This is a genomic window from Phytopseudomonas seleniipraecipitans (genome assembly GCF_900102335.1).
Lineage (GTDB): Bacteria > Pseudomonadota > Gammaproteobacteria > Pseudomonadales > Pseudomonadaceae > Aquipseudomonas > Aquipseudomonas seleniipraecipitans.
In genome coordinates this window covers 68378-88589 of sequence record NZ_FNBM01000005.1, presented here as the reverse complement: position 1 = coordinate 88589, position 20212 = coordinate 68378, and the positions used below count along the sequence as shown (strand labels likewise).

The following is a 20212-nucleotide window of genomic DNA, read 5'->3' as shown; positions in this document are numbered from 1 at the left end:
ACCCAATTCCGTAGCACATAGTGCGACAGGTATCGCTTCGCTCCACACCTTCCTAGACATACGACCGGCGGCCTACGCCTTGAGACGTCACACCAAACCGCCCACCTTGAAAAACGCGTATGTCGAAGCCATCTACACACATACAGACTTTTCGACTCGCCCAATCACCGCCTGATGGAGATCCCCATGACCCTCGATGAACTCAACACCCTGCCCGGCGTAACCGGCAAGCCGGACGTGGCCACGGCGGATTTCGTCTACAACCACACCATGATCCGCGTGAAGGACCTAGAAAAGTCGCTGGATTTCTACACCCGCGTGCTGGGTTTCACCCTGCTCGAGAAAAAGGACTTCCCGGAGGCCGAGTTCAGCCTGTACTTCGTGGCGCTGATTGCCGACAAGTCGCAGATCCCGGCTGACCCGAAGGCTCGCCACCAATGGCGCAAATCCATTCCCGGCGTGCTGGAGCTGACCCACAACCACGGCACCGAGAAGGACCCAGAATTTTCCTACCACAGCGGCAACAGCGACCCGCGCGGCTTCGGTCACCTGTGCGTGGCGGTACCGGACATCAAGGCAGCCTGCCAGCGTTTCGAAGACCTCGGCGTGACCTTCCAGAAGCGCCTGACCGATGGACGCATGAGCAACATCGCCTTCATCAAAGACCCGGACGGCTACTGGGTAGAAATCATCCAGTTCACCGACGTGGACTAGAAAACGCGTCGCCCCGCTGCTGACCGGCGGGGCGCCCGCTTCACTTACTTGCGCTCGACCTTGTTGTCGATGCCTCCCAACTGCACCTCAGGCTCATCGCCGCTCCAGCGCACCAACTGACTGACCCCGATAACGCTCAGCTTGGCCTCGCCATCGAACTGCAGATCCAGTTCATGCTCAGCCCCTTCTACCGTGACCACTGCCGGTTGCTCGCCTGCGATGACCGCCGTGCGAACCTGGTTGTCGCTGGTATCGACGTTCAAGGCATTCACATGCTCGGCAACGACCTCGATCTCGGCGCCCGATACGGTCAACGACCTGGCCGTTTCCAGCGTCACCTTGTGCTCGGAACCGTAGACCAGCACGGCGCCACATTCACCGGTCAGGTGAATGACGTTGGCATTGCCGGTGATGTTCACGTCCTGGCCTTTGCAGGACACGTCGCGCGACAGGCCGATCCCCTCGATATTCAGCGGCTCGGCCAGAGCAGCCGCACTCGCCACCATAGCGCTCAGCAGGCAAGCCGCCGTCAGCATCTTGTTCATGGGTACATCCCTCTTGGTCGATGATGGCCCTGAACATGCCGCGGGGCCGATGCTATGACCGGCGCACAGCGGGGAAGGTTCTCGCCTGCAAGCCACTCAATTCGCTTGCTGCAACTCGGTTCTCAACCATTGAGCGAGCTGCTCGGCGCGCCGGCCGCTGCGCCGCTCCGGCACCCAAAGCGCCAGCTGCGCTTCGGTTTCGACGAAGCCCCAGGGCGCGGCCAGCCGCCCTGCCGCGAGGTCATCGGCCACCAGTTGCAGGGGTGCGATGGCCACGCCAAGCCCCGCTGACGCCGCTTCGAGCAGGTAATAGAGGTGCTCGAAGCCCTGGCCCAAACGCATCTGCGTCGGTTCCAGCCCCATGGCTGCAGCCCACTGCGGCCAGGCTTGCGGTCGCGAGGTGGTGTGCAGCAGGGCCTCGCGCAGCAAAGCGCCTGGCGCGGCCTCACGCAATTCGGCAAACCGCACATGCCTTGGGCTCACCACGGGGCCGATGGATTCGCGCGCCAACTCGAAGACCTGCATGTCCGCAGGCCAGGGCGGCTCGGCGTAAAGCAGGGTGGCGTCCACCTGAGGGCTGCGCGGATCCAGTTCGCCCTGGCTGGTGGACAGTTGCAGCCGCAGCTCGGGCAAGGCCTGGTTGAGCCGATCCAGTCGCGGAATGAACCAGCGCGCCAGCAGGCTGCCGGGACAACCGAGCACGAAGGGTGTGTCGACTTCCCGCTGGCGGATCTCACCACACACCTGACGCAGCCGGGTGAACGTCTCGCCGCTGACATCACGCAAGCGCATGCCGACTTCGGTCAGTTTGAGTCCGCGCCCGTCCTTGACGAACAGCGCCACCCCGAGCTGCTCTTCCAGGGTGCGGATCTGCCGGCTCACCGCGCCGTGGGTGACATGCAGTTCGACCGCAGCACGGCTTACGCTGCCGAGCCGTGCTGCTGCTTCGAAGGCATGCAGGGCATTCAGGGAGGGCAGCTCCTGGGCCATCTCAGTCCACCAACTCGGGCAGAAAACGGGTGTCCATGCTGTAGCGCTTGGGGTTGCTCGGGTCGATCATTACGGTGACCAGCGACTCGTTGATGTAGGGGCCTGGATCGAACCACAGGTTTTCACTGCGAAACACATGCAGCTTGTTGGTCTGCGGGTTCAGCCACTGGGCGACGATGCGGTATGGGTTGCGGCCGTTGATGCTCAGTGAGCCATTGAGCTCGACATCCACCACTTCGGCCTGCACCGCTGTGCCGCTGACCCGCAACTCAGCGGCGCGGCGCTTGGCGAACAGCGGCGGCAGCACGAAAAGCAGACCGATCGCCAGAAATACGCTGCCAATGCCACCGACGATCAGGCTACCCAGCCAGTTCTGGCCGAAGCTGTCGATGTGCGCCCGCTCAGGGCTTTGCGGGTCGTAATAGAGTGCAACCCGCTCACCGATATCGAAGGACGGCGGCGTGCTGCAGGTGCTGCTGTAATACTCGCCAAGGGTGCCGTCCAGGGTCATGAACGATACCGTCGGGCAGCCGTCCTCGAGATCGACGATCGAACCCTCGATCAGAGTCATCCTCGCCTCAGCGCTGATGCGAGCGATTTGAATGCCGATGGCGATCACCAGCAGGAGCGCCCCAATACCTGGGAACAGCCACAACCATCCTGTTTTCATCCCGCCTCCGACCTGTGCGTAAACATCACATCAAGGGCGAGGATTATCCGGCATCGAACGGCGCAGTCCAGTCGAATGAATCACATTAGAACGTCACAGGTGTATTGACCCAGAGAATGCGCGCCTCGGTAGAGCCGCTGTTGCGATAACCGTGGGGTAGGTTGCTGGGGAAGTGAAAGGCATCTCCTGTCGCCAGGCTGTAGCACTGATCACCGATGGTCAGCTCGATGCTGCCCTCGAGCACATAGCCCATTTCTTCGCCGGGATGCTCGATCAGGCCATCGCTGGCCACGCCGGGCGCGACGATATGGATATTGCCCTGCAGCAGCCCGCCCTTTTGCAGGTGGGTGATGCGCTCCAGGCCGATGTCGCCGTCCTTGTTGCGTTTGACGAAGCGCTTCACCGGGCGCTCACCCGCGCGCAGCACCGGCTCATCGGATACCCACTCCTCGGACGTCAGAGTGGATACGTTGCTGCCCAAGGCGCCTGCCAAACGGTGGAGCATGGCCAGCGACGGAGAAGCGGCGTCGTTTTCCAGTTTGGAAATCAGGCTTTCCGAACACCCGGCAACGGTAGCCACCTGCTTGAGGGTAAGGCCGGCGACCTTGCGGGCATGGCGCAGACGCACTCCCAGACTTGGCAGGCCATCGGTGTGATTAGCCTTCGACGGCGGTGTATGGCTAGGTTTGAGCATGCGTTTCTCGATGAATGGATAACCCGTATTGAAGGCACATGTGCGGCAGCGAATTCTCCCGCTGGCCGCACAGTATCGCCGAAGGCACACGGGTAATTAATCCCCTGACACCAACCAAACCAGCGCTTGTGTCCAGGGCGACCTCAGAGACTAACCGAGAAGTGCACTTCCACCGGATTCAGGTCGTTGATCGGCACGATGTCCTGTGGGCAGGCCGACATCACCACCACGCAATCCATGGCCGCCTGGATTTCCACGTAGTCGCCTGCCTTGGAGACCGGTGGCAGCCACTCGATGCTGTAGTCCGGCTTGACCGGGATGTTCATCCACAGGTTGAACGGCTGCGGCACTTCGCGGGCACGCAGACCGATGGCCTGCAGGGCCAGACGCATGTTGTCGGCGCAGCTGTCGTGGTAACCCTCGACACCGAGGTTGGTGTAGCGATGCAGATCGCAGGCCGCGATCAGGGTGTCGTGCACGCCCGGTGAAGTGTCGGTCAGCAAGGTACCGATGGTACGGCGGCGGTTGCTGAACAGCTCGTCACCCGCCTTGGGAATGATTCGGTCGATGTGTGCGCGAGCATGCTCCATGGAGAGGAATTCGCTCAGGTCTTCAGCATTGAACAGCCAGGTGTCGCACACCTGGGTGCCGTGGGTGTTGATGATCTTGATGACCTCACCCGCCTTAAGGCGCACGGCACGGCCGCAGCGTGCCGGCACGGTGTAGGTCTTGCCGAGTTCCGGCGTGCCGTCGGCCGACAGTGGCTCGTTGAGGGTGGCGTTGAGGCCCAGCGACGCGCCGTTGTCAGGCTGGCAGCAGGCTGGGTAATCGTGGGCGTGGTTCGAATGGCTCATGGTCGCTCCTAGTTGGGCAAGGACAGGTCAGGCTTGTTCAGCCAGTTGGACGAGGCTCCAGGCCAGCGCACGGGCGCCGGCTTCGAGCTGGGAAGGTTCGGTGTATTCCAGAGGGTTGTGGCTGATGCCGTCGCGGCTTGGCACGAACAGCATGCCGGTCGGGCAATGCGTCGCCAGGTACATGGCGTCGTGGAAGGCGCCCGAGCGCAGGCTCAGGGAGGCTTCGCCAGTGGCCTCGACTGCCTGCTGGAGCACATCGACAATAGCTGCATCGAACGCCACTGGTGGATGACTGAAGAGCATCTGCAGCTCGGCCTGCGCGGGCAGGCAATCGGCCAGCGCCGTATCGAAAGCGTTCAGCACGGCACTGTCGGCATGCCGGAAATCGATGCTGAAGGTCACCTCCCCGGCCACCGTATTGATCGAATTGGGCAGCACGTGCCAGCGCCCGAAGGTCAGGCGTTTGTCGGCGCCCGCCAGGCGTTCGGCCAGAGTGTCGATGGCTGGCAGGCAGCCGGCAGCCAGCAGCAGCGCGTCCTGGCGCATGTCCATCGGCGTGGTGCCGGCATGGGCGGAAGCACCGCGGCAGCGCACCTGATACCAGCGCACGCCCTGAATGCCGGAGACCACGCCGAGCGGCACACCCGCGCGCTCCAGCACCGGCCCCTGTTCGATGTGCAATTCGACGAAGGCATGCGCAGCGATCTGTTCGCGCAGCGGTAGCCCGGCGAAACGGCGGCCATGCTCGTCCAGCGCCTCACCGACACTGACGCCCGAAGCATCCAGGCTGTCTCGATAGGCAGCCATGCGGGTGGGTTCGACGAAGGCGCTGGAGCCCATGGCGCCGGGGCTGAAACGACTGCCCTCCTCGTTCGTCCACACCACCAGCTCAATTGGCCGGCGCGTGCGCAGGCCCTGATCGTGCAGCGCCAGCAGGCATTCCAGGCCGGCCATCACACCGTAACAGCCATCCAGATGACCACCGCTGGGCTGGGTATCGATGTGGCTGCCGGTCATCACCGGCGGCAGATCCTCCAAGCCGTCGCGGCGTATGAACAGGTTGGCGCAGGCATCCGTCCACACACGGCAACCGATACGCTGCGCCTCGCCGATCAGCCAGGCACGTGCATCGAAATCCTCTGCAGAAAGCGCCTGACGATTCATCCCGCCGCCCGGCAGCGCGCCGAAACCGGCCAGGGTGTCGAGCAGGCCATGCAGACGCTCGGCACGCACCCCCGCCATCACCCGCTCGGCATTCATTGGCACACCTCCTGGCGTGGCGTCAGGCTGCGGTTGAACCAGGGTTTGAGGAATTGTCGCAGGCGGTCGGTGGCGGGCGCCTGGAACATCGTCGCCGGCGCACCGGTTTCGACGATCTGCCCGGCCTCCATGAACACCACTTGGCTGGATATCTGTGCGGCGAAACTCATCTCGTGGGTCACCATGACCATGGTCATGCCGTCGCTGGCCAGGCTGCGAATCACCTGCAGCACTTCTTCTACCAGTTCCGGGTCGAGCGCCGACGTCGGCTCGTCGAGCAGCATCAAACGTGGTTTCACCGCCAGCGCCCGGGCGATACCGACGCGCTGTTGCTGCCCACCGGACAATCGTGCCGGGTAAGCGCCAATCTTGGCTGCCAGGCCAACCCGCTGCAGCGCCGCCTCGGCCAGCGCGCGAGCCTCGGTTCGGTTCAGGCGTTTGCCCAATAGTAGAGGCGCCATGACGTTCTCCAGCACAGTCATGTGCGGCCACAGATTGAATTGCTGAAACACCATGGCCAGCGGTCGACGTACCTCGGCGATGCTGGCGGCGCTGTCCTGGTCGGCTGGGCGCCGCCCAGGGCCGCTGTAGCCGAGCAGCTGGCCATCGATCCACACCTCGCCCTGGTCATAGGCTTCGAGGAAATTCATGCAGCGCAGGGCAGTGGTCTTGCCGGAGCCGGAGGGGCCGATCAGCGAGACGATCTCGCCGGCTCGCACACTCAGGTCGAAACCCTGCAACACGGTATTGGCACCGTAGGACTTGCCCACGCCGCGCAGTTCAAGAAGGGGAAGATTGCTCATTGGGTCATCCTCGCAGGTAGCGCGTTGCGCGACGGCCGAGCGCAGCGGCGGCGAAACCGACCAGCAGCGTCAGCAGCCAGTACGAGAGCACCAGCAGCACGTAGGGCACGACATAGGAAAAGGTGTTGGAGACGATCTGCCCGGCGGTCATGGTCAGCTCCGGCACGGTGATGATCGATGTCACCGCGCTTTCCTTGATCGTCAGGATCACCTGGTTGCCCAGCAACGGCAGCGCGAACGCCAGCGCCTGGGGCGCCTGGATGTGCCAGAAGGTCTGGATGCCGTTCAGGCCATGCACCCGCGCGGCCTCCAGCTGGCCGATCGGCACACTGGCCCAGGCCGAGCGCAGCAGCTCGGCAAAATAGGCGGCGCTGTAGAGGCACAGGGCGAGAATGCTCGCCTCGATGGCGTCCAGGGTCAGGCCAAGCACCGGCAGACCGAAATAGATCAGCAGCAGTTGCGCGAGGAACGGCGTGCCACGCACCAGCCAGACATACAACCGATACAGGCCAATGAAGCCAGGTACCGCCAGGCGCAGGGCATTGAGGGCAAAGCCCAGAAGCAGGCCCAGCGCCGCGCCGGAAAAACTGATGCCCAGGGTGACCAGCAGCGCCTGACCGAAATCGGGAAGGTAATTCATCCAGTTCTCCATCAGCTGCGCGCCTGCCAGCGACGCTCCAGCTGGCGCCCGAGCAGCGCCAACAGGCTGGTCAACGCCAGGTAGAACAGTGCGGCGACGAGATAGACCTCCAGCGGACGGTAAGTCTGCGAAACCAGTTGCTGGCTGACCCGCATCAGGTCGGTGATGGAGATAACCGAGACCACCGCCGACACCTTGATCACATCGATCAACTCGGAAATCAGCGCCGGCAGGGTCAGGCGTACCACTTGCGGCAACTGGATATGCAGCAGCGTGCGCCAGCGACCGATGCTGAACACCGCAGCGGCCTCCAGTTGCCCTGCCGGGATAGCAGCAAAACCGCTGCGCAGAATCTGCGACTGGTAGGCCGCAGTATTCAGGGCCAATGCCAGACCGGCAGCGACCAGCGCCGGCACGTCCATGCCCAGCCCGGCGGGCAAATAGAAGAGCAGCAGCAACTGCGCCAGCATCGGCGTGCCACGGAAGAAGCTCACGTAGACCCTGGCGAACGCGACGCAACCTCGGCTGTGACTGCTGCCCAGCAGATAGATCAGCACGCCGAGAGCGAAGCCCAGCAGCATCCCGGCCAGGCACAGCCACAAGGTGGTGAGCGCGCCGTCGAGCAGAGCGGGCCAGTAAAGTGCGAAGCGAACACCGAAGTCATCCATGGTCAGCGACTCAGATGCTCGGCTCAGGCATGGCGTCGGCCGGCACATCCATGGTGAAGCCGAACCATTTTTCCTGCAGCGTCTTCATGGTGCCGTCACGGTTGGCGCGGGCAATACCGTCGCTGAACAGTTTGACCAGGCTGGCGCTGTCGGCATCCTTGCGGCCTACCCAACCGTAGTAGGTCTGCGGGCCGAGCATGTCGCTGAGCGTGGTGAACACACCGGGACGCGACTTGATCAGTGGGCCGAGGTTGGACAGCGACTGAGCAACGCCATCCAGGCGCCCCAGGGCGAGATCGGCGTACGCCTCGTCGAAGCTGACGTACTGCCGAATGGCCTTGAGGCCTGGCTGGCCGGCATCCTTGAGTTTCTGATCATAGGCCTGAAGAATTTGCAGCTGACCGGACCCGCTCTGCGAGCCGACCACCTTGCCGTTGAGATCGCTCAGGCTGCTGATCGAATCGTCGTTGCCACGCTTGAGCAGCGCAACGGTGGATTCGGCGATCGGTACGGTGAAGGCGAACTGTTCGAAACGCGCCTTGTTGACGGTCACCGAGGTCACCACGAAATCGAACTTGCCGGTATCCAGGCCCGGTAGAATGCCCTGGAACGGCAGATCCAGCTGCTTGAGCTTGACGCCCGGCAGGTCGGCCAACACGTAATTCATCAGATCCACGCCGTAGCCCACTACCTTGCCGTTCTCCACCGACTCGAACGGGGCGAAGCGTGCTTCGGTAGCGATGGTGATCTGTTTTTCCTGCTGGATGCGTTGCAGCAGATCGTCAGCCTGAGCGAGCGAGCTGACGAGCAAGGTGGCCAAAGCGAGTGACAGGTTTTTCACGGCACGACGGTTCATGGCGAGGCCTCTTCTTGAAGCTATGGATATTTATTCAAGTTACTTGAATAAAAGTACATAAGCATGATGTGTGCCAGCCGCCACGGCCGTGAAGACAGAGCCATTCAGGGCTTCGAGCTCTGCCTTGATGCACCGTTTGCGCGCAAATGCAGCCCGTGCGTTCCGAGACAGTGCGCCCGGCAACACGATGGATATAGGCTTAGAAAACGATTACACGTGAGTTTTACTCACATATAAAATCAAACTACTCGCTTTTCCCGATGCTCGCGGAGCTTTAGTCTGGCTGCCATCACATCGTTCACGGGCAGCGCCCGTGATGCTCGCGGTAAGCCGCCAGCCTTCGAATTCACAGGAGAACCCCATGACTTCATTACGCAACGGCCCAGACGCCACCGGCCTGTTCGGTGCGTTCGGTGGTCAGTACGTCGCCGAGACGTTGATGCCGCTGATCCACGACCTGGCTGCCGAGTACGAAAAGGCCAAGGAAGATCCCGAGTTCGCCAAGGAGCTGGCCTATTTCCAGCGCGACTACGTGGGCCGCCCAAGCCCGCTGTACTTCGCCGAGCGGCTGACCGAGCATTGCGGCGGGGCGAAGATCTACCTCAAGCGCGAAGAGCTCAATCACACTGGCGCGCACAAGATCAATAACTGCATCGGCCAGATCCTGCTGGCCAAACGCATGGGCAAGCAGCGCATCATCGCCGAGACCGGCGCCGGCATGCATGGCGTGGCCACCGCTACCGTGGCGGCGCGTTTTGGCCTGCAGTGCGTGATCTACATGGGCACGACCGATATCGACCGCCAACAGGCCAACGTCTTCCGCATGAAGCTGCTGGGCGCCGAAGTGATCCCGGTCACCGCCGGCACCGGCACCCTGAAGGATGCGATGAACGAAGCACTGCGCGACTGGGTGACCAACGTCGACAGCACCTTCTACATCATCGGCACCGTCGCCGGGCCGCACCCTTATCCGGCAATGGTTCGTGACTTCCAGGCTGTCATCGGCAAAGAAACCCGTGACCAGATGCAAGCCCAGGAGGGCCGCCTGCCAGATAGCCTGGTCGCCTGCATCGGTGGCGGCTCGAATGCCATGGGCCTGTTCCACCCGTTCCTCGACGACAAGTCGGTACAGATCATCGGCGTGGAAGCGGCCGGCCATGGCGTAGAAACCGGCAAGCATGCCGCCAGCCTGAATGGCGGCGTACCGGGCGTGCTGCATGGCAACCGCACCTTCCTGCTGCAGGACGATGATGGTCAGATCATCGACGCCCACTCGATTTCCGCTGGCCTCGACTACCCGGGCATCGGTCCGGAACACGCCTGGTTGTTCGACATCGGCCGCGTCGATTACACCTCGATCACCGACACCGAGGCGCTTGCCGCCTTCCACCAGTGCTGCCGCCTGGAGGGCATCATCCCGGCCCTGGAGACGTCCCACGCGCTGGCCGAAGTCTTCAAGCGCGCGCCGACTCTGCCAAAGGATCACCTGATGGTGGTCAACCTCTCGGGCCGCGGCGACAAGGACATGCAGACCGTCATGCACCACTTCGACGAACAGGAAGAACATATATGAGCCGCCTGCAGACGCGCTTCGCCGAGCTGAAAGAACAGAACCGCGCCGCCCTGGTGACCTTCGTGACCGCCGGCGACCCGAACTACGATGCGTCCCTGGCGATTCTCAAGGGCTTGCCGAAAGCCGGTGCCGACGTGATCGAGCTGGGCATGCCGTTCACCGACCCGATGGCCGACGGCCCGGCGATTCAGCTCGCCAACATCCGTGCCCTGGCTGCCAAGCAGGACCTGGCCAAGACCCTGCAGCTGGTCCGCGAATTTCGCAAGGACGAGCAGGCGACCCCGCTGGTGTTGATGGGTTACTTCAACCCGATTCACAAATATGGCGTGGAGCGTTTCATCGCCGATGCCAAGCAAGCCGGTGTCGACGGCCTGATCGTAGTCGACCTGCCGCCGGAACATAACGCCGACCTGTGCGACCCGGCCCAGGCAGCGGGCATCGACTTCATCCGCCTGACCACCCCGACCACCAATGACAAGCGCCTGCCTACGGTACTCAACGGCAGCTCGGGCTTCGTCTACTACGTCTCCGTGGCGGGTGTTACCGGTGCCGGTTCGGCCACCCTGGAACACGTGCAGGAAGCCGTTACCCGCCTGCGCCGCCACACCGACCTGCCGATCAGCATCGGCTTCGGCATCCGTACCCCGGAACATGCGGCGACCATCGCCCGCCTGGCCGAGGGCGTGGTGGTCGGCTCGGCGCTGATCGATCAGATCGCCAAGGCGGACAACGACCAGCAGGCCATCGACGGCGTACTCGAGCTATGCAGCCAACTGGCCGAAGGCGTGCGCAGCGCTCGTCGCTAAACGCATCAGCCTCCTATAAAAGGCCGCAGCTCCCGTTGAAGGGGCTGCGGCCTTTTCAGATGCGGATCAGTCTCGCGGCGATGGCTTCAGCGTAACGCTGTCCTGAACACAGATGCGCGCAGCCCACCCCACGCGTCACTCCACTTCGAACAAGCCGTTGCGTACGGGCGCGTGAGCCAGCCGTTGGCGAATGTCTTCGTCGATCCGCGGGTCGTCCGGCTGATAGAGCATCACTTGGCGATAGGTGCTGATGCGGTTGATTTCCGTCCCCAAAAATTCCCAGACCACGCGGGTACAGGCCGGCGTGCGGCGGTCGCCGCTGGATACGCCAGTCTTCAAGCCGTTGAGGCGGGTGATTCGGCTCTTGAAGCTGGGAATCAGGATGGTCTGGCTCATCTCGTTGATGGTCAGCGACTCGTAATCGATGAGAAACAGCCGATCCTGCAGCTGGAACGCGGCCCCCAGGTAACGACAGCGCGCCGACTCTTCAGCAAGCCCACCGGCCGATGTGGCCTGGCGCTCCTGGCGCTCGAACAGGAAGGTGCCGCCCTCCTCGCGCAGGTGAATCAACGACACCAGAATAGTGCCGGGTACCGACATGCAGTTGGCGTATTCAAAGTAATAACCGCAATAGCGCGAAAGATCGCCGGACTGCTCACGCAGAGGCTGTAACAAAGCGTGTAACGGATCTCGCTCGGCAGGTGCGCCGATTTGCGCTCCCCGGGCACCTATCAGCCGGGCGAACTGATCGCTGGGCAAGCCCAGTTCGTAGCCTTCCACGCCGAAGAAATCACCAATGCGCTTGAGGTTATAGGCCGTTGGCTGGCTCTCGGCAGACAGGTATTTGTTGAATTGCGCGCGGTTGATGTCGAGTTTGCGGCACACCTCGGCAATCGAGCGATAGTGGCTGCATAACAGGCGAAGATTATCGCCAAGGTGATGGGACATGACAGGCTCAGATGATGCGAGTGACGTGATTATAGCATCAGGTCGCATCACTTAGAGTCGACCCGCGAAATTGCCGCTGCGGCCTCTTTAGCCAACCATGGCGACCGGAGACCCCGCTTACGCCGTCTATTCGTCGGTCACGCCCCAGGCGTACAGGCCACTGCCAGGTTCTGTTACAGCGCGGTCGTCCCAGGCACCGGCCAATCGCCCGCGCCACGCGTCATCCCCTAATAAAAAACAGGAAGAGTGCCATGCTCGATCTACTCAACGACCTAATCTGGAGCAAAGTGCTGATCGTCATGCTGGTGGGCCTCGGGCTCTACTTCAGCATCCGTTCGCGCTTCGTTCAGTTCCGCTATTTCACCAGCATGTTCCAGATTTTCAGCCAGGCGCTGGTACGCAAGCCGGGACAGCTCAGCTCGTTCCAGGCACTGATGCTCAGCGTTGCCGGCCGCGTTGGCGCCGGCAACATCGCCGGTGTCGCGGTCGCTATCACCCTGGGTGGCCCGGGCGCCGTGTTCTGGATGTGGCTGGTTGCGCTGGTCGGCATGGCCACCAGCTACTTCGAGTGCTCCCTGGCGCAGCTGTACAAGCAAAATGAAGGCGACGGCACCTACCGAGGCGGCCCCGCGTTCTACATCCTGCATGGCCTGGGTCAGCGCTGGATGGCGATCGTGTTCTCGATCCTGCTGCTGGTCACCTTCGGCTTTGGCTTCAACGCCCTGCAGTCGTTCACCGTGGCCAGCTCGATGCAGGACACCTTCGGCATTCCGGAGTGGATCAGCGGCGTGGTACTGGTGTGCATCATCGGCCTGATCATCTTTGGCGGCATCAAGCGTATCGCCAAGTTCGCCGACATTCTGGTACCGGTCATGGCCGGCTCCTACATCGCCCTGGCCTTGTTCGTGATCGGCAGCAACATCTCTGAAGTACCGGACACCCTGATGCTGATCGTGCGCAGCGCCTTCGGCCTCGAGCCGGCTTTCGCGGGCGGCATCGGCGCGGCCATCATCATGGGCGTAAAGCGCGGCCTGTTCTCCAACGAAGCCGGCCTGGGCAGCGCCCCGAACGTGGCAGCAGTCGCCGAAGTGCCGCACCCTGCGGCGCAGGGCATCGTGCAGTCGCTGAGCGTGTTCATCGACACCATGATCATCTGCACCTGCACCGCGCTGATCATCCTGCTGTCCGGTACTTACGCGCCCGGTAGCGAAGTCGGCGGCGTGATTCTCACCCAGAGCGCGCTGGCCGCCATCGTCGGCGAATGGGGCCGTGTATTCATCAGCGTTGCCCTGGCACTGTTCGTGTTCACCACGCTGATCTACAACTACTACCTCGGCGAGAACGCCCTGGGCTTCTTCAGCAAGAGCCGCGTGTTGCTGCAGGTCTACCGCGTGCTGGTGATCGTGCTGGTCATGTGGGGCTCGACCCAGGATCTGGGCACCGTGTTCGGCTTCGCCGACGTCACCATGGGCCTGCTGGCCATCGTCAACCTGATCGCCATGACGCTGCTGTTCAAGACCGGCCTGCGCCTGATGCATGACTACGACGAGCAGATCAAGGCTGGCGTGAAGATCCCGGTATTCGATCCAGCCAAGTTCGCTGATCTGAAGCTGGACAAGACCTCCTGGCCTGCCCTGCCAGCGCCGCAAGCGCCGAGTCAGGAACAGCCTCCGCGCTGAAGCCTGCTACCGTCTTCGCACTTCCTGCGAAGGCGGCTCCTTCGATGCGGCCTACCCGGTAGGCCGACATCCACGCGCGAACCCGATTCGCCACCCTGCCGCTTGAACACAGGAGTGCCCCATGGCTACTTCCAACCTTCTCGTGCTGTACACCGGCGGCACCATTGGCATGCAGCTCAGCGCTGATGGCCTGGCGCCCGCGTCCGGTTTCGAGGCCCGTCTGCGCGCCCAACAGGCGCAGCAGCCCGGGCAGATGCCCAACTGGATATTCCGAGAAATGTTGCCGCTGATCGACAGCGCCAACATGAACCAGAACAACTGGCTGACCATGGTCGAGGCGATCCGCCAGGGCATCGAGCAGGACGGCTGCGACGGCGTGCTGGTTCTGCATGGCACCGACACCCTCGCCTACAGCGCGGCCGCACTGAGCTTTTTGCTACTTGGTCTGCCGGTACCGGTGGTGCTGACCGGCTCCATGCAGCCTGCCGGTGCAGAAGACAGCGACGCCTGGCCCAATCTGTTCGGCGCCATGCAGGCACTGCACGAGGGCATCAAGCCTGGCGTTCACCTGTATTTCAACGGCGCGCTGATGCATGGCGCCCGGGTCAGCAAGCTGCACAGCGATGCGTTCGATGCGTTCCAGACGGTGCAGCGCTTGCGCCAGGGCAAGCGCCTCAGCGAGCTTCCCGCGCACATCGACTATCGTCAGCCGCGCCAACCGGTCAACCTGCTCAGCCTGCCACTGGTTCCCGGCTTGCGCGCCAGCCACGTACGGGCACTGCTGGACAGCGGCGTACAGGGTCTGGTGCTCGAGTGCTATGGCAGTGGCACCGGCCCATCAGACAACGCCGAGCTGCTCGACGTACTGCGTGAGGCCCACGCGCGCGGCGTGGTGCTGGCAGCCATCAGCCAGTGCCCACAGGGGCATGTGCAATTCGGTGTTTACGCAGCGGGCAGCCAGCTGGCTTCGGTCGGTCTGGTCTCGGCGGGCGGGATGACCCGCGAGGCGGCGCTGGGCAAATTGTTCGCGTTGCTGGGCGCCGGCTTGCCGCAGGCCGAGGTCGAGCAGCTGTTCAGCCTGGATTTGTGCGGCGAACGTGTGGAATGAGTCATGGATCAGGGCGCGTCTAGCCGGTATAGTCCCGCGCCGCTGACGAGCCGTCAGCCATTACGCTCACTCATTCCTTACAAGGACGTTCCATGCCCGCGCTTCGCTCAAGTGTTTTTCTGCTACTCATCCTGGCCATCACCGGCTGTTCGACCAAAGCTTATTTCAAACTGCCGGAGCAGAGCACCGTCAGCATCAACGAGCGCGCCGAACAGCATCCTCAAGGCCTGGTGAAGATTCGTCCGTTCTTCTGGAACCGCGCTGGTGGCGTGCCTTACAAATTGACCAGCACCACCACTGGCCAGCCTCTCTCGGAAGGCAAGCTGAGCACGCGTTTTCGCGTCGTGTCGATCTTCTGGCCGCCGTACAGCATCATTTACTGGCCGATGGGTTTCCGTCACCCATGCTACGACCTCACCACCCCGGTGACCGGCACGTGCACTGACCAAGACCTGATGATGCTGCGCAAAGCCCATCGCGACGCCCAGTGATGGCGAGGCTGCCGCCCTGGCAGCCTGACTCGCCCGGGGATCGGCAACCTGCTTCGGTCCCCTCACGCGCCATTCGATGGCCTTGCAGGCCATCGAATTCGCTCAGAATACCGACCAGCCAATCCGCTCACTGAGCACTTCCAACGCGGCCATACCGGCCAGCGAATTGCCGGCTGCGTTGAGTTCCGGTGACCACACGCAGATGGTGTACTGCCCCGGCACGATCGCGACGATGCCGCCGCCGACCCCGCTCTTGCCTGGCAAGCCGACTCGATAGGCGAAGTTGCCGGCCTCGTCGTACAGCCCGCTGGTGGCCATGATCGAATTCACCTGCTGGGTCTGCCGCAAGCTGAGAATCTGCTCGCCACTGTGTTTGCAGAACCCATCGTTGGCCAGGAAGCAGAACGCCCGCGCCAGGTCGACGCAGCTCATGCTCAGCGCGCAGTGGCTGAAGTAGCCACGCAGCACGGTTTCCACATCGTTGTGAAAATTGCCAAAGGACTGCATCAGGTAGGCCATGGCCGCGTTGCGCGCACGGTGCTGGTACTCCGATTCGGCGATGCGGGTATCCACCGCCACGTCGCGATTGCCCGACAACCGTCGCACGAAATCACGCATCGACAGCACCGGCGCCGCGAAGCGCGACTGGTTGATGTCGCTGATGACCAGCGCCCCGGCGTTGATGAACGGGTTACGCGGGCGGCCGCCCTCGAGCTCCAGCTGCAGCAGCGAGTTGAACGGCTGGCCGGACGGCTCATGGCCGAGCCGCTCCCAGATCGCTTCGCCGCTGTGCTGGATTGCCTGCACCAGGCTGAAGACTTTCGAGATGCTCTGGATTGAGAACGGCACCCGCGCATCACCGGCGCAGAACAGCTCGCCGTCGTTGCCGTACACCGCAATGCCGAGGCGCTCGGCAGGCACGCTGGCCAGCGCGGGGATGTAATCGGCCACCTTGCCCTTGCCGATCAGCGGCTTGACCTGATCGAGAACTTCATTCAGCAACGCTTGCATGCTCGGACTCGCAGTGATGCCCGGCAAGCTGCCAGAGCGACCCTGACTAGACGCCGGAATCGCAGCCTGGAGCACATGCCTGCCGGGCGGTTTCGATCAGCTCAGGCGCTGCAACAGCACGCTGATGTGCTCAGGGCCGATACCGCAGCAGCCACCGAGATGGCTGGCACCGCGGGCGCGCCAGTCGGCAACCCAGCGCAGGTAACCGGGCGGGTCGAGGTCTTCGCGCAGCGGGTCGAGTCCGTCGTTGGCGGTAGCCTCTTCGGGCTGCGGCGGGAAGGCGTTGGCGTAGGCGCCAATGGCGATTTCCGCTCCCAGGCTGGCGAAGGTCTCACGCGCCACGTCGATGGCGCCACCGATAACCTCCGGCTGGCTGCAGTTGAACAGCAGCACCTCGACGCCCAGCTCCGCGGCTGCGCGGGCCGCCTCGGCGACCGGCTCGCCGGAACGCAGGCGCGGTATGTCATCGGTGTCCTCATCACGCAGGGTGAACGACAGCCAGAACGGTTTGCCGTCATCCGGCAAGTGAGCGCGGATCGCACGCGCTTCGGCGATGGCGCTCTGGGTTTCGGCCAGCCACAGGTCAACGTGCGGCGCCAGCCCGTCGATCAGCGGCGTGAGCAGCTCGGTGACCCGCTCCGGCTGGAACAGATCGGGGCGGTAAGAACCGAACAGCGGCGGCAGCGAACCGGCGACGCGAACCGGCGAGGTCGCGCGATCCGCCGCGTTGCGGGCCAATCGACCGGCCTGCTCGGCGAGCGCACGACCTTCTACAGCGAAGCGTTGCTCGCCGATATGAAAGGGCACCACGGCATAACTGTTGCTAGTGATCACCTGGCTACCGGCGGCGATATACGCGGCATGCACCGCCTCCACCTGCTCCGGCGCCTCGGTCAGCGCCAACGCCGACCACTCAGGCTGGCGAAACGGCGCGCCACGGCGCTGCAGTTCGCGGCCCATGCCGCCATCCAAGAAAATCAGAGGTCGCTTGCCCATATAAGCCCCAGTCATATCGTTATGCATTCAATTCATTTGGATGCTTTGTCTTATAACTATTTAATACGCCATGCCCGCCTGTCACAACCTCTTTCGTGCTTAAGGAATCCTGTGAAAATTACGCTGTTTGCGGCCCTCGGCCTGACCCTCGCTTCCTTCTGCAATATGGCCCTGGCAGGCCCGACTCTGGACCGTATCGAAAAGAACGGTGAGCTGGTCAACGTGCTGATGGAAAACTACCCGCCGTTCTCTTTCCTCAATGACCAGAACCAGCTCGACGGCTTCGACATCGACGTGGCCAAGGCGGTCGCCGACAAGCTGGGCGTCAAGCTGCGCCTGGAAACGCCCTCCTGGGACGTGATCGCCGCGGGGCGCTGGAACGGCCGCTACGACATCTGTATCTGCTCGATGACGCCCAGCCAGGCACGCGCCCAGGTGTTCGATTTCCCGGTCACTTACTACGCTTCGCCTGCGGTGATCGTGGTCAACGCTGCGGATGAGCGCATCCAGTCCGCCAAGGATCTCTCCGGCCTCAAGGTCGGGGTGACCAGCGCCTCGTCCTACGAGGGCTACCTGAACAAGGATCTGGTCATCGAAGGCGCCGAAGACAAGCCGCTGCAATACCCGTTCGACGCCGTGCAGGTCGCCCCGTACGACAACGACACCGTGGCCTTCCATGACCTCGCCCTGGGTGCTGGCGTGCGCCTCGATGCGATCCTCACCAACCTGGTTACCGCGCAGCCGCGCATCGACCAGGACAAGCGCTTCAAGCTGGCAGGCAGCGCGCTGTATGCCGAGCCTAACGCCGTGGCCATCGAGAAGGATGATGCCGAGTGGCGCGCCAAGGTCGAGGACGTCTTCGCACAGCTGCGCAAGGACGGTACCCTGGCGGCCATTTCCAAGAAGTGGATCGGTTCCGATATCAGCCAATGACCCCACCTGAATCCCCTCGCCCGCCCCCTGCGGCTGGCGAGTCGTTGCTGCAGCGCCTGTTCGGCTTTCGCGCCCGCCTGTACGTCACGTGGGCGATCATGTTCGCCCTGTGCGTAGCGTTCTTTCTCAGCTTCGACCTGAAGTTCTCGATCATCCTCGACAAGCTGCCGAACCTGCTTGGCGCCAACCTGGCACCCAACGGTTTTCTGCAGGGCGCGGCGCTGACCCTGTTCCTGTGTTTCTGCTCAATCTGGGCGTCCCTGGCGCTGGGCTTCGTCACCGCACTGGCGCGCCTGTCGAAGAGTGCCGTGGCCTTTGGCATCGCCAGTTTCTACGCTTCGTTCTTTCGCGGCACACCGCTGCTGATCCAGATCCTGCTGATCTACCTGGGTCTGCCGCAACTGGGCCTGGTGCCGGGTGCGATCACCGCCGGGATCATTGCCCTGTCGCTGAACTACGGCGCTTACCTGAGCGAAATCTTCCGCGCCGGGCTGATCGGCGTGGCGCCCGGACAACGCGAAGCCTCCCTGGCGCTGGGCCTCAAACCGACAGTGATCTTCTGGCGGGTAACCTTGCCGCAGGCGATGCGCACCATCATCCCGCCGACCACCAGCCAGTTCATCTCGATGCTCAAGGATTCCTCGCTGATCTCGGTGATGGGCGTCTGGGAAGTGATGTTCCTGGCCCAGTCCTATGGTCGCTCGTCGTATCGCTACATCGAGATGCTGACCACCGCAGCGGTAATCTACTGGCTGCTGTCTATCGGACTGGAGCTGATCCAGGCGCGCCTCGAACGGCACTACGGCAAGGCCTACCTGAACGGGCGCTAGTCGCACCACCCTCACACGCGCTTGCGGTGCCGAGCGAGGCACCGCAGGATGGCAGTCGATCGACTTTTCGGAGACTTGCCCATGACCATTCGCATTCCCGTGGAAATCCGCGCCGTCACCGCTGACGACCACGCTGCCTGGCTACCGTTGTGGCAGGGCTACCAGCGCTTCTACATGACCGAAATCGGCGCCGACGTCAGCGCCACTACCTGGCAGCGCTTTCTCGACCCCGCCGAACCGATGTTCGCCGCCCTGGCCTGGCGCGACGGCGTGGCCATCGGCCTGGTGCACTGGATTTACCACCGCTCTTGCTGGACCACCGGCGACTACTGCTACCTGCAAGACCTGTTTATCGCCAAGGACGTACGCGGCGGTGGCGTCGGCCGCCAGTTGATCGAACATGTCTATGCACAAGCCCGCGAAAATGACTGCTCACGGGTGCACTGGCTGACCCACGAAAGCAACGCCAAAGCCAAGCTGCTCTATGAGCGCATCGGCGAACGTGCGGGGTTCGAGCAGTACCGCAAACTACTCTGAGCAGCTGCTGGCACGTAACCCGCATCTCTGTCGGCCTCAACCACCGACAGAGCGAGCCATGAACAAACTGGACAACGCGCTGCTGAATATCCTGATCAAGGATTCGCGCACTTCCTTCGCAGATATCGCCCGCCAACTGAACATCTCCCGCGCTCATGCTCGCACCCGGGTGCAGGCCCTGGTCGAGAGCGGCGTGATCGAGAAATTCACCGCAGTGGTCAACCCGGAGAAACTCGGCAAGGGCATCTCCACCTTCGTCGACCTGACCGTCGCGCCGCACGCCATAGAGGCAGTCGCCGAGCGGCTTTCAGCGACCATGGAAGTGGTCAGCCTGTACATCATGAGCGACCTGAAAAGCCTGCACATCCACACCCTGACCGACAGCTACGAAACCTTCGATGCCTTCGTGCGCCAGCACATCTTCAATCACCCGGAAATCCTCACGGTCGATTGCAAGGCGCTGATGACTCGGGTCAAGCATCGGCGTGGGGGCGCGCGTCTGTAAGCCGTTGTTGGCAGCTCGCTACCGGTGATCGGTAATGCTGCGCACTGCGTCAAAAGCGTGCCCTCGGTGCGTTTTGGTGCACAAATGACATTCGTTCGCTC

The 20212-nt window shown here is 62.8% G+C and carries 23 protein-coding genes; 10 read left to right on the top strand and 13 right to left on the bottom strand.

The features are described 5' to 3' along the window. Nucleotides 1-186 precede the first annotated feature (186 nt). The gene (gene gloA, locus BLS60_RS12360) at nt 187-714 is read left to right on the top strand and encodes a lactoylglutathione lyase (RefSeq protein ID WP_092368452.1); all 528 of its coding nucleotides are present in this window, start codon (nt 187-189) and stop codon (nt 712-714) included. Between the two features lie 44 nt (nt 715-758). Here gloA and BLS60_RS12355 read toward each other — a convergent pair whose 3' ends face one another. The 10 genes from BLS60_RS12355 to BLS60_RS12310 all read right to left on the bottom strand — a co-directional run bounded on the left by BLS60_RS12355 (nt 759) and on the right by BLS60_RS12310 (nt 8694). After that, a complete protein-coding gene (locus tag BLS60_RS12355; protein ID WP_092368449.1) occupies nt 759-1259 on the bottom strand; it encodes a DUF3060 domain-containing protein in 501 nt (166 codons plus the stop codon). Between the two features lie 96 nt (nt 1260-1355). Next, entirely contained in the window at nt 1356-2249 is an 894-nt protein-coding gene (locus BLS60_RS12350) for a LysR family transcriptional regulator (protein WP_092368446.1), read from the bottom strand. A gap of 1 nt (nt 2250) precedes the next feature. Further along, complete coding sequence (locus BLS60_RS12345; protein WP_092368443.1) at nt 2251-2919, bottom strand: DUF3592 domain-containing protein; 669 nt, start codon at nt 2917-2919, stop codon at nt 2251-2253. Nucleotides 2920-3004: 85 nt separating this feature from the next. Further along, complete coding sequence (locus BLS60_RS12340) at nt 3005-3613, bottom strand: cupin domain-containing protein (protein ID WP_092368440.1); 609 nt, start codon at nt 3611-3613, stop codon at nt 3005-3007. Nucleotides 3614-3756: 143 nt separating this feature from the next. Next, the gene (locus BLS60_RS12335; protein ID WP_092368436.1) at nt 3757-4467 is read right to left on the bottom strand and encodes a DUF1989 domain-containing protein; all 711 of its coding nucleotides are present in this window, start codon (nt 4465-4467) and stop codon (nt 3757-3759) included. Nucleotides 4468-4494: 27 nt separating this feature from the next. Next, entirely contained in the window at nt 4495-5727 is a 1233-nt protein-coding gene (locus tag BLS60_RS12330; protein ID WP_092368433.1) for a M20 family metallo-hydrolase, read from the bottom strand. After that, nucleotides 5724-6530 (bottom strand): amino acid ABC transporter ATP-binding protein, encoded by an 807-nt coding sequence (locus BLS60_RS12325; protein ID WP_092368430.1) that lies wholly within the window; start codon nt 6528-6530, stop codon nt 5724-5726. The genes BLS60_RS12330 and BLS60_RS12325 overlap by 4 nt, the downstream gene beginning before the upstream one ends. Nucleotides 6531-6534: 4 nt before the next feature. Next, entirely contained in the window at nt 6535-7170 is a 636-nt protein-coding gene (locus tag BLS60_RS12320) for an amino acid ABC transporter permease (RefSeq protein WP_244153401.1), read from the bottom strand. Nucleotides 7171-7181: 11 nt separating this feature from the next. Further along, a complete protein-coding gene (locus BLS60_RS12315; protein ID WP_092368424.1) occupies nt 7182-7838 on the bottom strand; it encodes an amino acid ABC transporter permease in 657 nt (218 codons plus the stop codon). A gap of 10 nt (nt 7839-7848) precedes the next feature. Continuing rightward, entirely contained in the window at nt 7849-8694 is an 846-nt protein-coding gene (locus BLS60_RS12310; RefSeq protein WP_092368422.1) for a transporter substrate-binding domain-containing protein, read from the bottom strand. A gap of 361 nt (nt 8695-9055) precedes the next feature. On the opposite strand from BLS60_RS12310, the gene trpB reads away from it, so the two are divergent. Further along, a complete protein-coding gene (trpB, locus tag BLS60_RS12305) occupies nt 9056-10267 on the top strand; it encodes a tryptophan synthase subunit beta (RefSeq protein ID WP_092368419.1) in 1212 nt (403 codons plus the stop codon). Beyond that, entirely contained in the window at nt 10264-11073 is an 810-nt protein-coding gene (gene trpA / locus BLS60_RS12300; protein WP_092368416.1) for a tryptophan synthase subunit alpha, read from the top strand. Before trpB ends, trpA begins: the two co-directional genes overlap by 4 nt. 135 nt (nt 11074-11208) lie before the next feature. Here trpA and BLS60_RS12295 read toward each other — a convergent pair whose 3' ends face one another. Next, complete coding sequence (locus tag BLS60_RS12295) at nt 11209-12021, bottom strand: helix-turn-helix domain-containing protein (protein ID WP_070881057.1); 813 nt, start codon at nt 12019-12021, stop codon at nt 11209-11211. A 251-nt stretch (nt 12022-12272) separates the two neighbouring features. Here BLS60_RS12295 and BLS60_RS12290 point away from each other — a divergent pair, with 251 nt between their 5' ends. The 3 genes from BLS60_RS12290 (at nt 12273) to BLS60_RS12280 (ending at nt 15299) form a co-directional block, all read left to right on the top strand. After that, a complete protein-coding gene (locus BLS60_RS12290; RefSeq protein ID WP_092368413.1) occupies nt 12273-13700 on the top strand; it encodes an alanine/glycine:cation symporter family protein in 1428 nt (475 codons plus the stop codon). Nucleotides 13701-13821: 121 nt separating this feature from the next. Then, complete coding sequence (locus BLS60_RS12285) at nt 13822-14808, top strand: asparaginase (RefSeq protein ID WP_092368410.1); 987 nt, start codon at nt 13822-13824, stop codon at nt 14806-14808. Between the two features lie 92 nt (nt 14809-14900). After that, nucleotides 14901-15299 carry a hypothetical protein gene (locus BLS60_RS12280; RefSeq protein ID WP_070881060.1) on the top strand — a complete coding sequence of 133 codons (399 nt, stop codon included), beginning with the start codon at nt 14901-14903 and terminating at the stop codon, nt 15297-15299. Nucleotides 15300-15401: 102 nt separating this feature from the next. Here BLS60_RS12280 and glsB read toward each other — a convergent pair whose 3' ends face one another. Next, nucleotides 15402-16310: a glutaminase B gene (gene glsB, locus BLS60_RS12275; protein ID WP_070881061.1), complete on the bottom strand. Its 909-nt coding sequence runs from the start codon at nt 16308-16310 to the stop codon at nt 15402-15404. A 96-nt stretch (nt 16311-16406) separates the two neighbouring features. Next, nucleotides 16407-17306, bottom strand: coding sequence for a homocysteine S-methyltransferase family protein (locus BLS60_RS12270; RefSeq protein WP_092368407.1), 900 nt, complete (start codon nt 17304-17306; stop codon nt 16407-16409). A gap of 165 nt (nt 17307-17471) precedes the next feature. Here BLS60_RS12270 and BLS60_RS12265 point away from each other — a divergent pair, with 165 nt between their 5' ends. The 4 genes from BLS60_RS12265 (at nt 17472) to BLS60_RS12250 (ending at nt 20111) form a co-directional block, all read left to right on the top strand. Continuing rightward, nucleotides 17472-18239, top strand: coding sequence for an ABC transporter substrate-binding protein (locus tag BLS60_RS12265; RefSeq protein WP_070881137.1), 768 nt, complete (start codon nt 17472-17474; stop codon nt 18237-18239). Further along, nucleotides 18236-19069 (top strand): amino acid ABC transporter permease, encoded by an 834-nt coding sequence (locus BLS60_RS12260; protein ID WP_070881063.1) that lies wholly within the window; start codon nt 18236-18238, stop codon nt 19067-19069. Before BLS60_RS12265 ends, BLS60_RS12260 begins: the two co-directional genes overlap by 4 nt. Nucleotides 19070-19150: 81 nt before the next feature. Beyond that, complete coding sequence (locus BLS60_RS12255) at nt 19151-19606, top strand: GNAT family N-acetyltransferase (protein ID WP_172138828.1); 456 nt, start codon at nt 19151-19153, stop codon at nt 19604-19606. Nucleotides 19607-19664: 58 nt separating this feature from the next. Continuing rightward, nucleotides 19665-20111, top strand: coding sequence for an Lrp/AsnC family transcriptional regulator (locus BLS60_RS12250; RefSeq protein WP_070881064.1), 447 nt, complete (start codon nt 19665-19667; stop codon nt 20109-20111). Nucleotides 20112-20212: the final 101 nt, after the last annotated feature.

What these genes read in the sequence shown, in the direction of transcription:
- BLS60_RS12345 (WP_092368443.1), bottom strand. Translation starts at nt 2,919, where the DNA reads ATGAAAACAGGATGGTTGTGGCTGTTCCCAGGTATTGGGGCGCTCCTG.
- BLS60_RS12295 (WP_070881057.1), bottom strand. Translation starts at nt 12,021, where the DNA reads ATGTCCCATCACCTTGGCGATAATCTTCGCCTGTTATGCAGCCACTAT.
- BLS60_RS12270 (WP_092368407.1), bottom strand. Translation starts at nt 17,306, where the DNA reads ATGGGCAAGCGACCTCTGATTTTCTTGGATGGCGGCATGGGCCGCGAA.
- BLS60_RS12290 (WP_092368413.1), top strand. Translation starts at nt 12,273, where the DNA reads ATGCTCGATCTACTCAACGACCTAATCTGGAGCAAAGTGCTGATCGTC.
- trpB (WP_092368419.1), top strand. Translation starts at nt 9,056, where the DNA reads ATGACTTCATTACGCAACGGCCCAGACGCCACCGGCCTGTTCGGTGCG.
- BLS60_RS12255 (WP_172138828.1), top strand. Translation starts at nt 19,151, where the DNA reads ATGACCATTCGCATTCCCGTGGAAATCCGCGCCGTCACCGCTGACGAC.
- BLS60_RS12335 (WP_092368436.1), bottom strand. Translation starts at nt 4,467, where the DNA reads ATGAGCCATTCGAACCACGCCCACGATTACCCAGCCTGCTGCCAGCCT.
- BLS60_RS12265 (WP_070881137.1), top strand. Translation starts at nt 17,472, where the DNA reads ATGGCCCTGGCAGGCCCGACTCTGGACCGTATCGAAAAGAACGGTGAG.
- BLS60_RS12285 (WP_092368410.1), top strand. Translation starts at nt 13,822, where the DNA reads ATGGCTACTTCCAACCTTCTCGTGCTGTACACCGGCGGCACCATTGGC.
- BLS60_RS12330 (WP_092368433.1), bottom strand. Translation starts at nt 5,727, where the DNA reads ATGAATGCCGAGCGGGTGATGGCGGGGGTGCGTGCCGAGCGTCTGCAT.
- BLS60_RS12350 (WP_092368446.1), bottom strand. Translation starts at nt 2,249, where the DNA reads ATGGCCCAGGAGCTGCCCTCCCTGAATGCCCTGCATGCCTTCGAAGCA.
- BLS60_RS12310 (WP_092368422.1), bottom strand. Translation starts at nt 8,694, where the DNA reads ATGAACCGTCGTGCCGTGAAAAACCTGTCACTCGCTTTGGCCACCTTG.
- BLS60_RS12355 (WP_092368449.1), bottom strand. Translation starts at nt 1,259, where the DNA reads ATGAACAAGATGCTGACGGCGGCTTGCCTGCTGAGCGCTATGGTGGCG.
- BLS60_RS12325 (WP_092368430.1), bottom strand. Translation starts at nt 6,530, where the DNA reads ATGAGCAATCTTCCCCTTCTTGAACTGCGCGGCGTGGGCAAGTCCTAC.
- gloA (WP_092368452.1), top strand. Translation starts at nt 187, where the DNA reads ATGACCCTCGATGAACTCAACACCCTGCCCGGCGTAACCGGCAAGCCG.
- BLS60_RS12340 (WP_092368440.1), bottom strand. Translation starts at nt 3,613, where the DNA reads ATGCTCAAACCTAGCCATACACCGCCGTCGAAGGCTAATCACACCGAT.
- BLS60_RS12320 (WP_244153401.1), bottom strand. Translation starts at nt 7,170, where the DNA reads ATGAATTACCTTCCCGATTTCGGTCAGGCGCTGCTGGTCACCCTGGGC.
- BLS60_RS12260 (WP_070881063.1), top strand. Translation starts at nt 18,236, where the DNA reads ATGACCCCACCTGAATCCCCTCGCCCGCCCCCTGCGGCTGGCGAGTCG.
- glsB (WP_070881061.1), bottom strand. Translation starts at nt 16,310, where the DNA reads ATGCAAGCGTTGCTGAATGAAGTTCTCGATCAGGTCAAGCCGCTGATC.
- BLS60_RS12280 (WP_070881060.1), top strand. Translation starts at nt 14,901, where the DNA reads ATGCCCGCGCTTCGCTCAAGTGTTTTTCTGCTACTCATCCTGGCCATC.
- trpA (WP_092368416.1), top strand. Translation starts at nt 10,264, where the DNA reads ATGAGCCGCCTGCAGACGCGCTTCGCCGAGCTGAAAGAACAGAACCGC.
- BLS60_RS12250 (WP_070881064.1), top strand. Translation starts at nt 19,665, where the DNA reads ATGAACAAACTGGACAACGCGCTGCTGAATATCCTGATCAAGGATTCG.
- BLS60_RS12315 (WP_092368424.1), bottom strand. Translation starts at nt 7,838, where the DNA reads ATGGATGACTTCGGTGTTCGCTTCGCACTTTACTGGCCCGCTCTGCTC.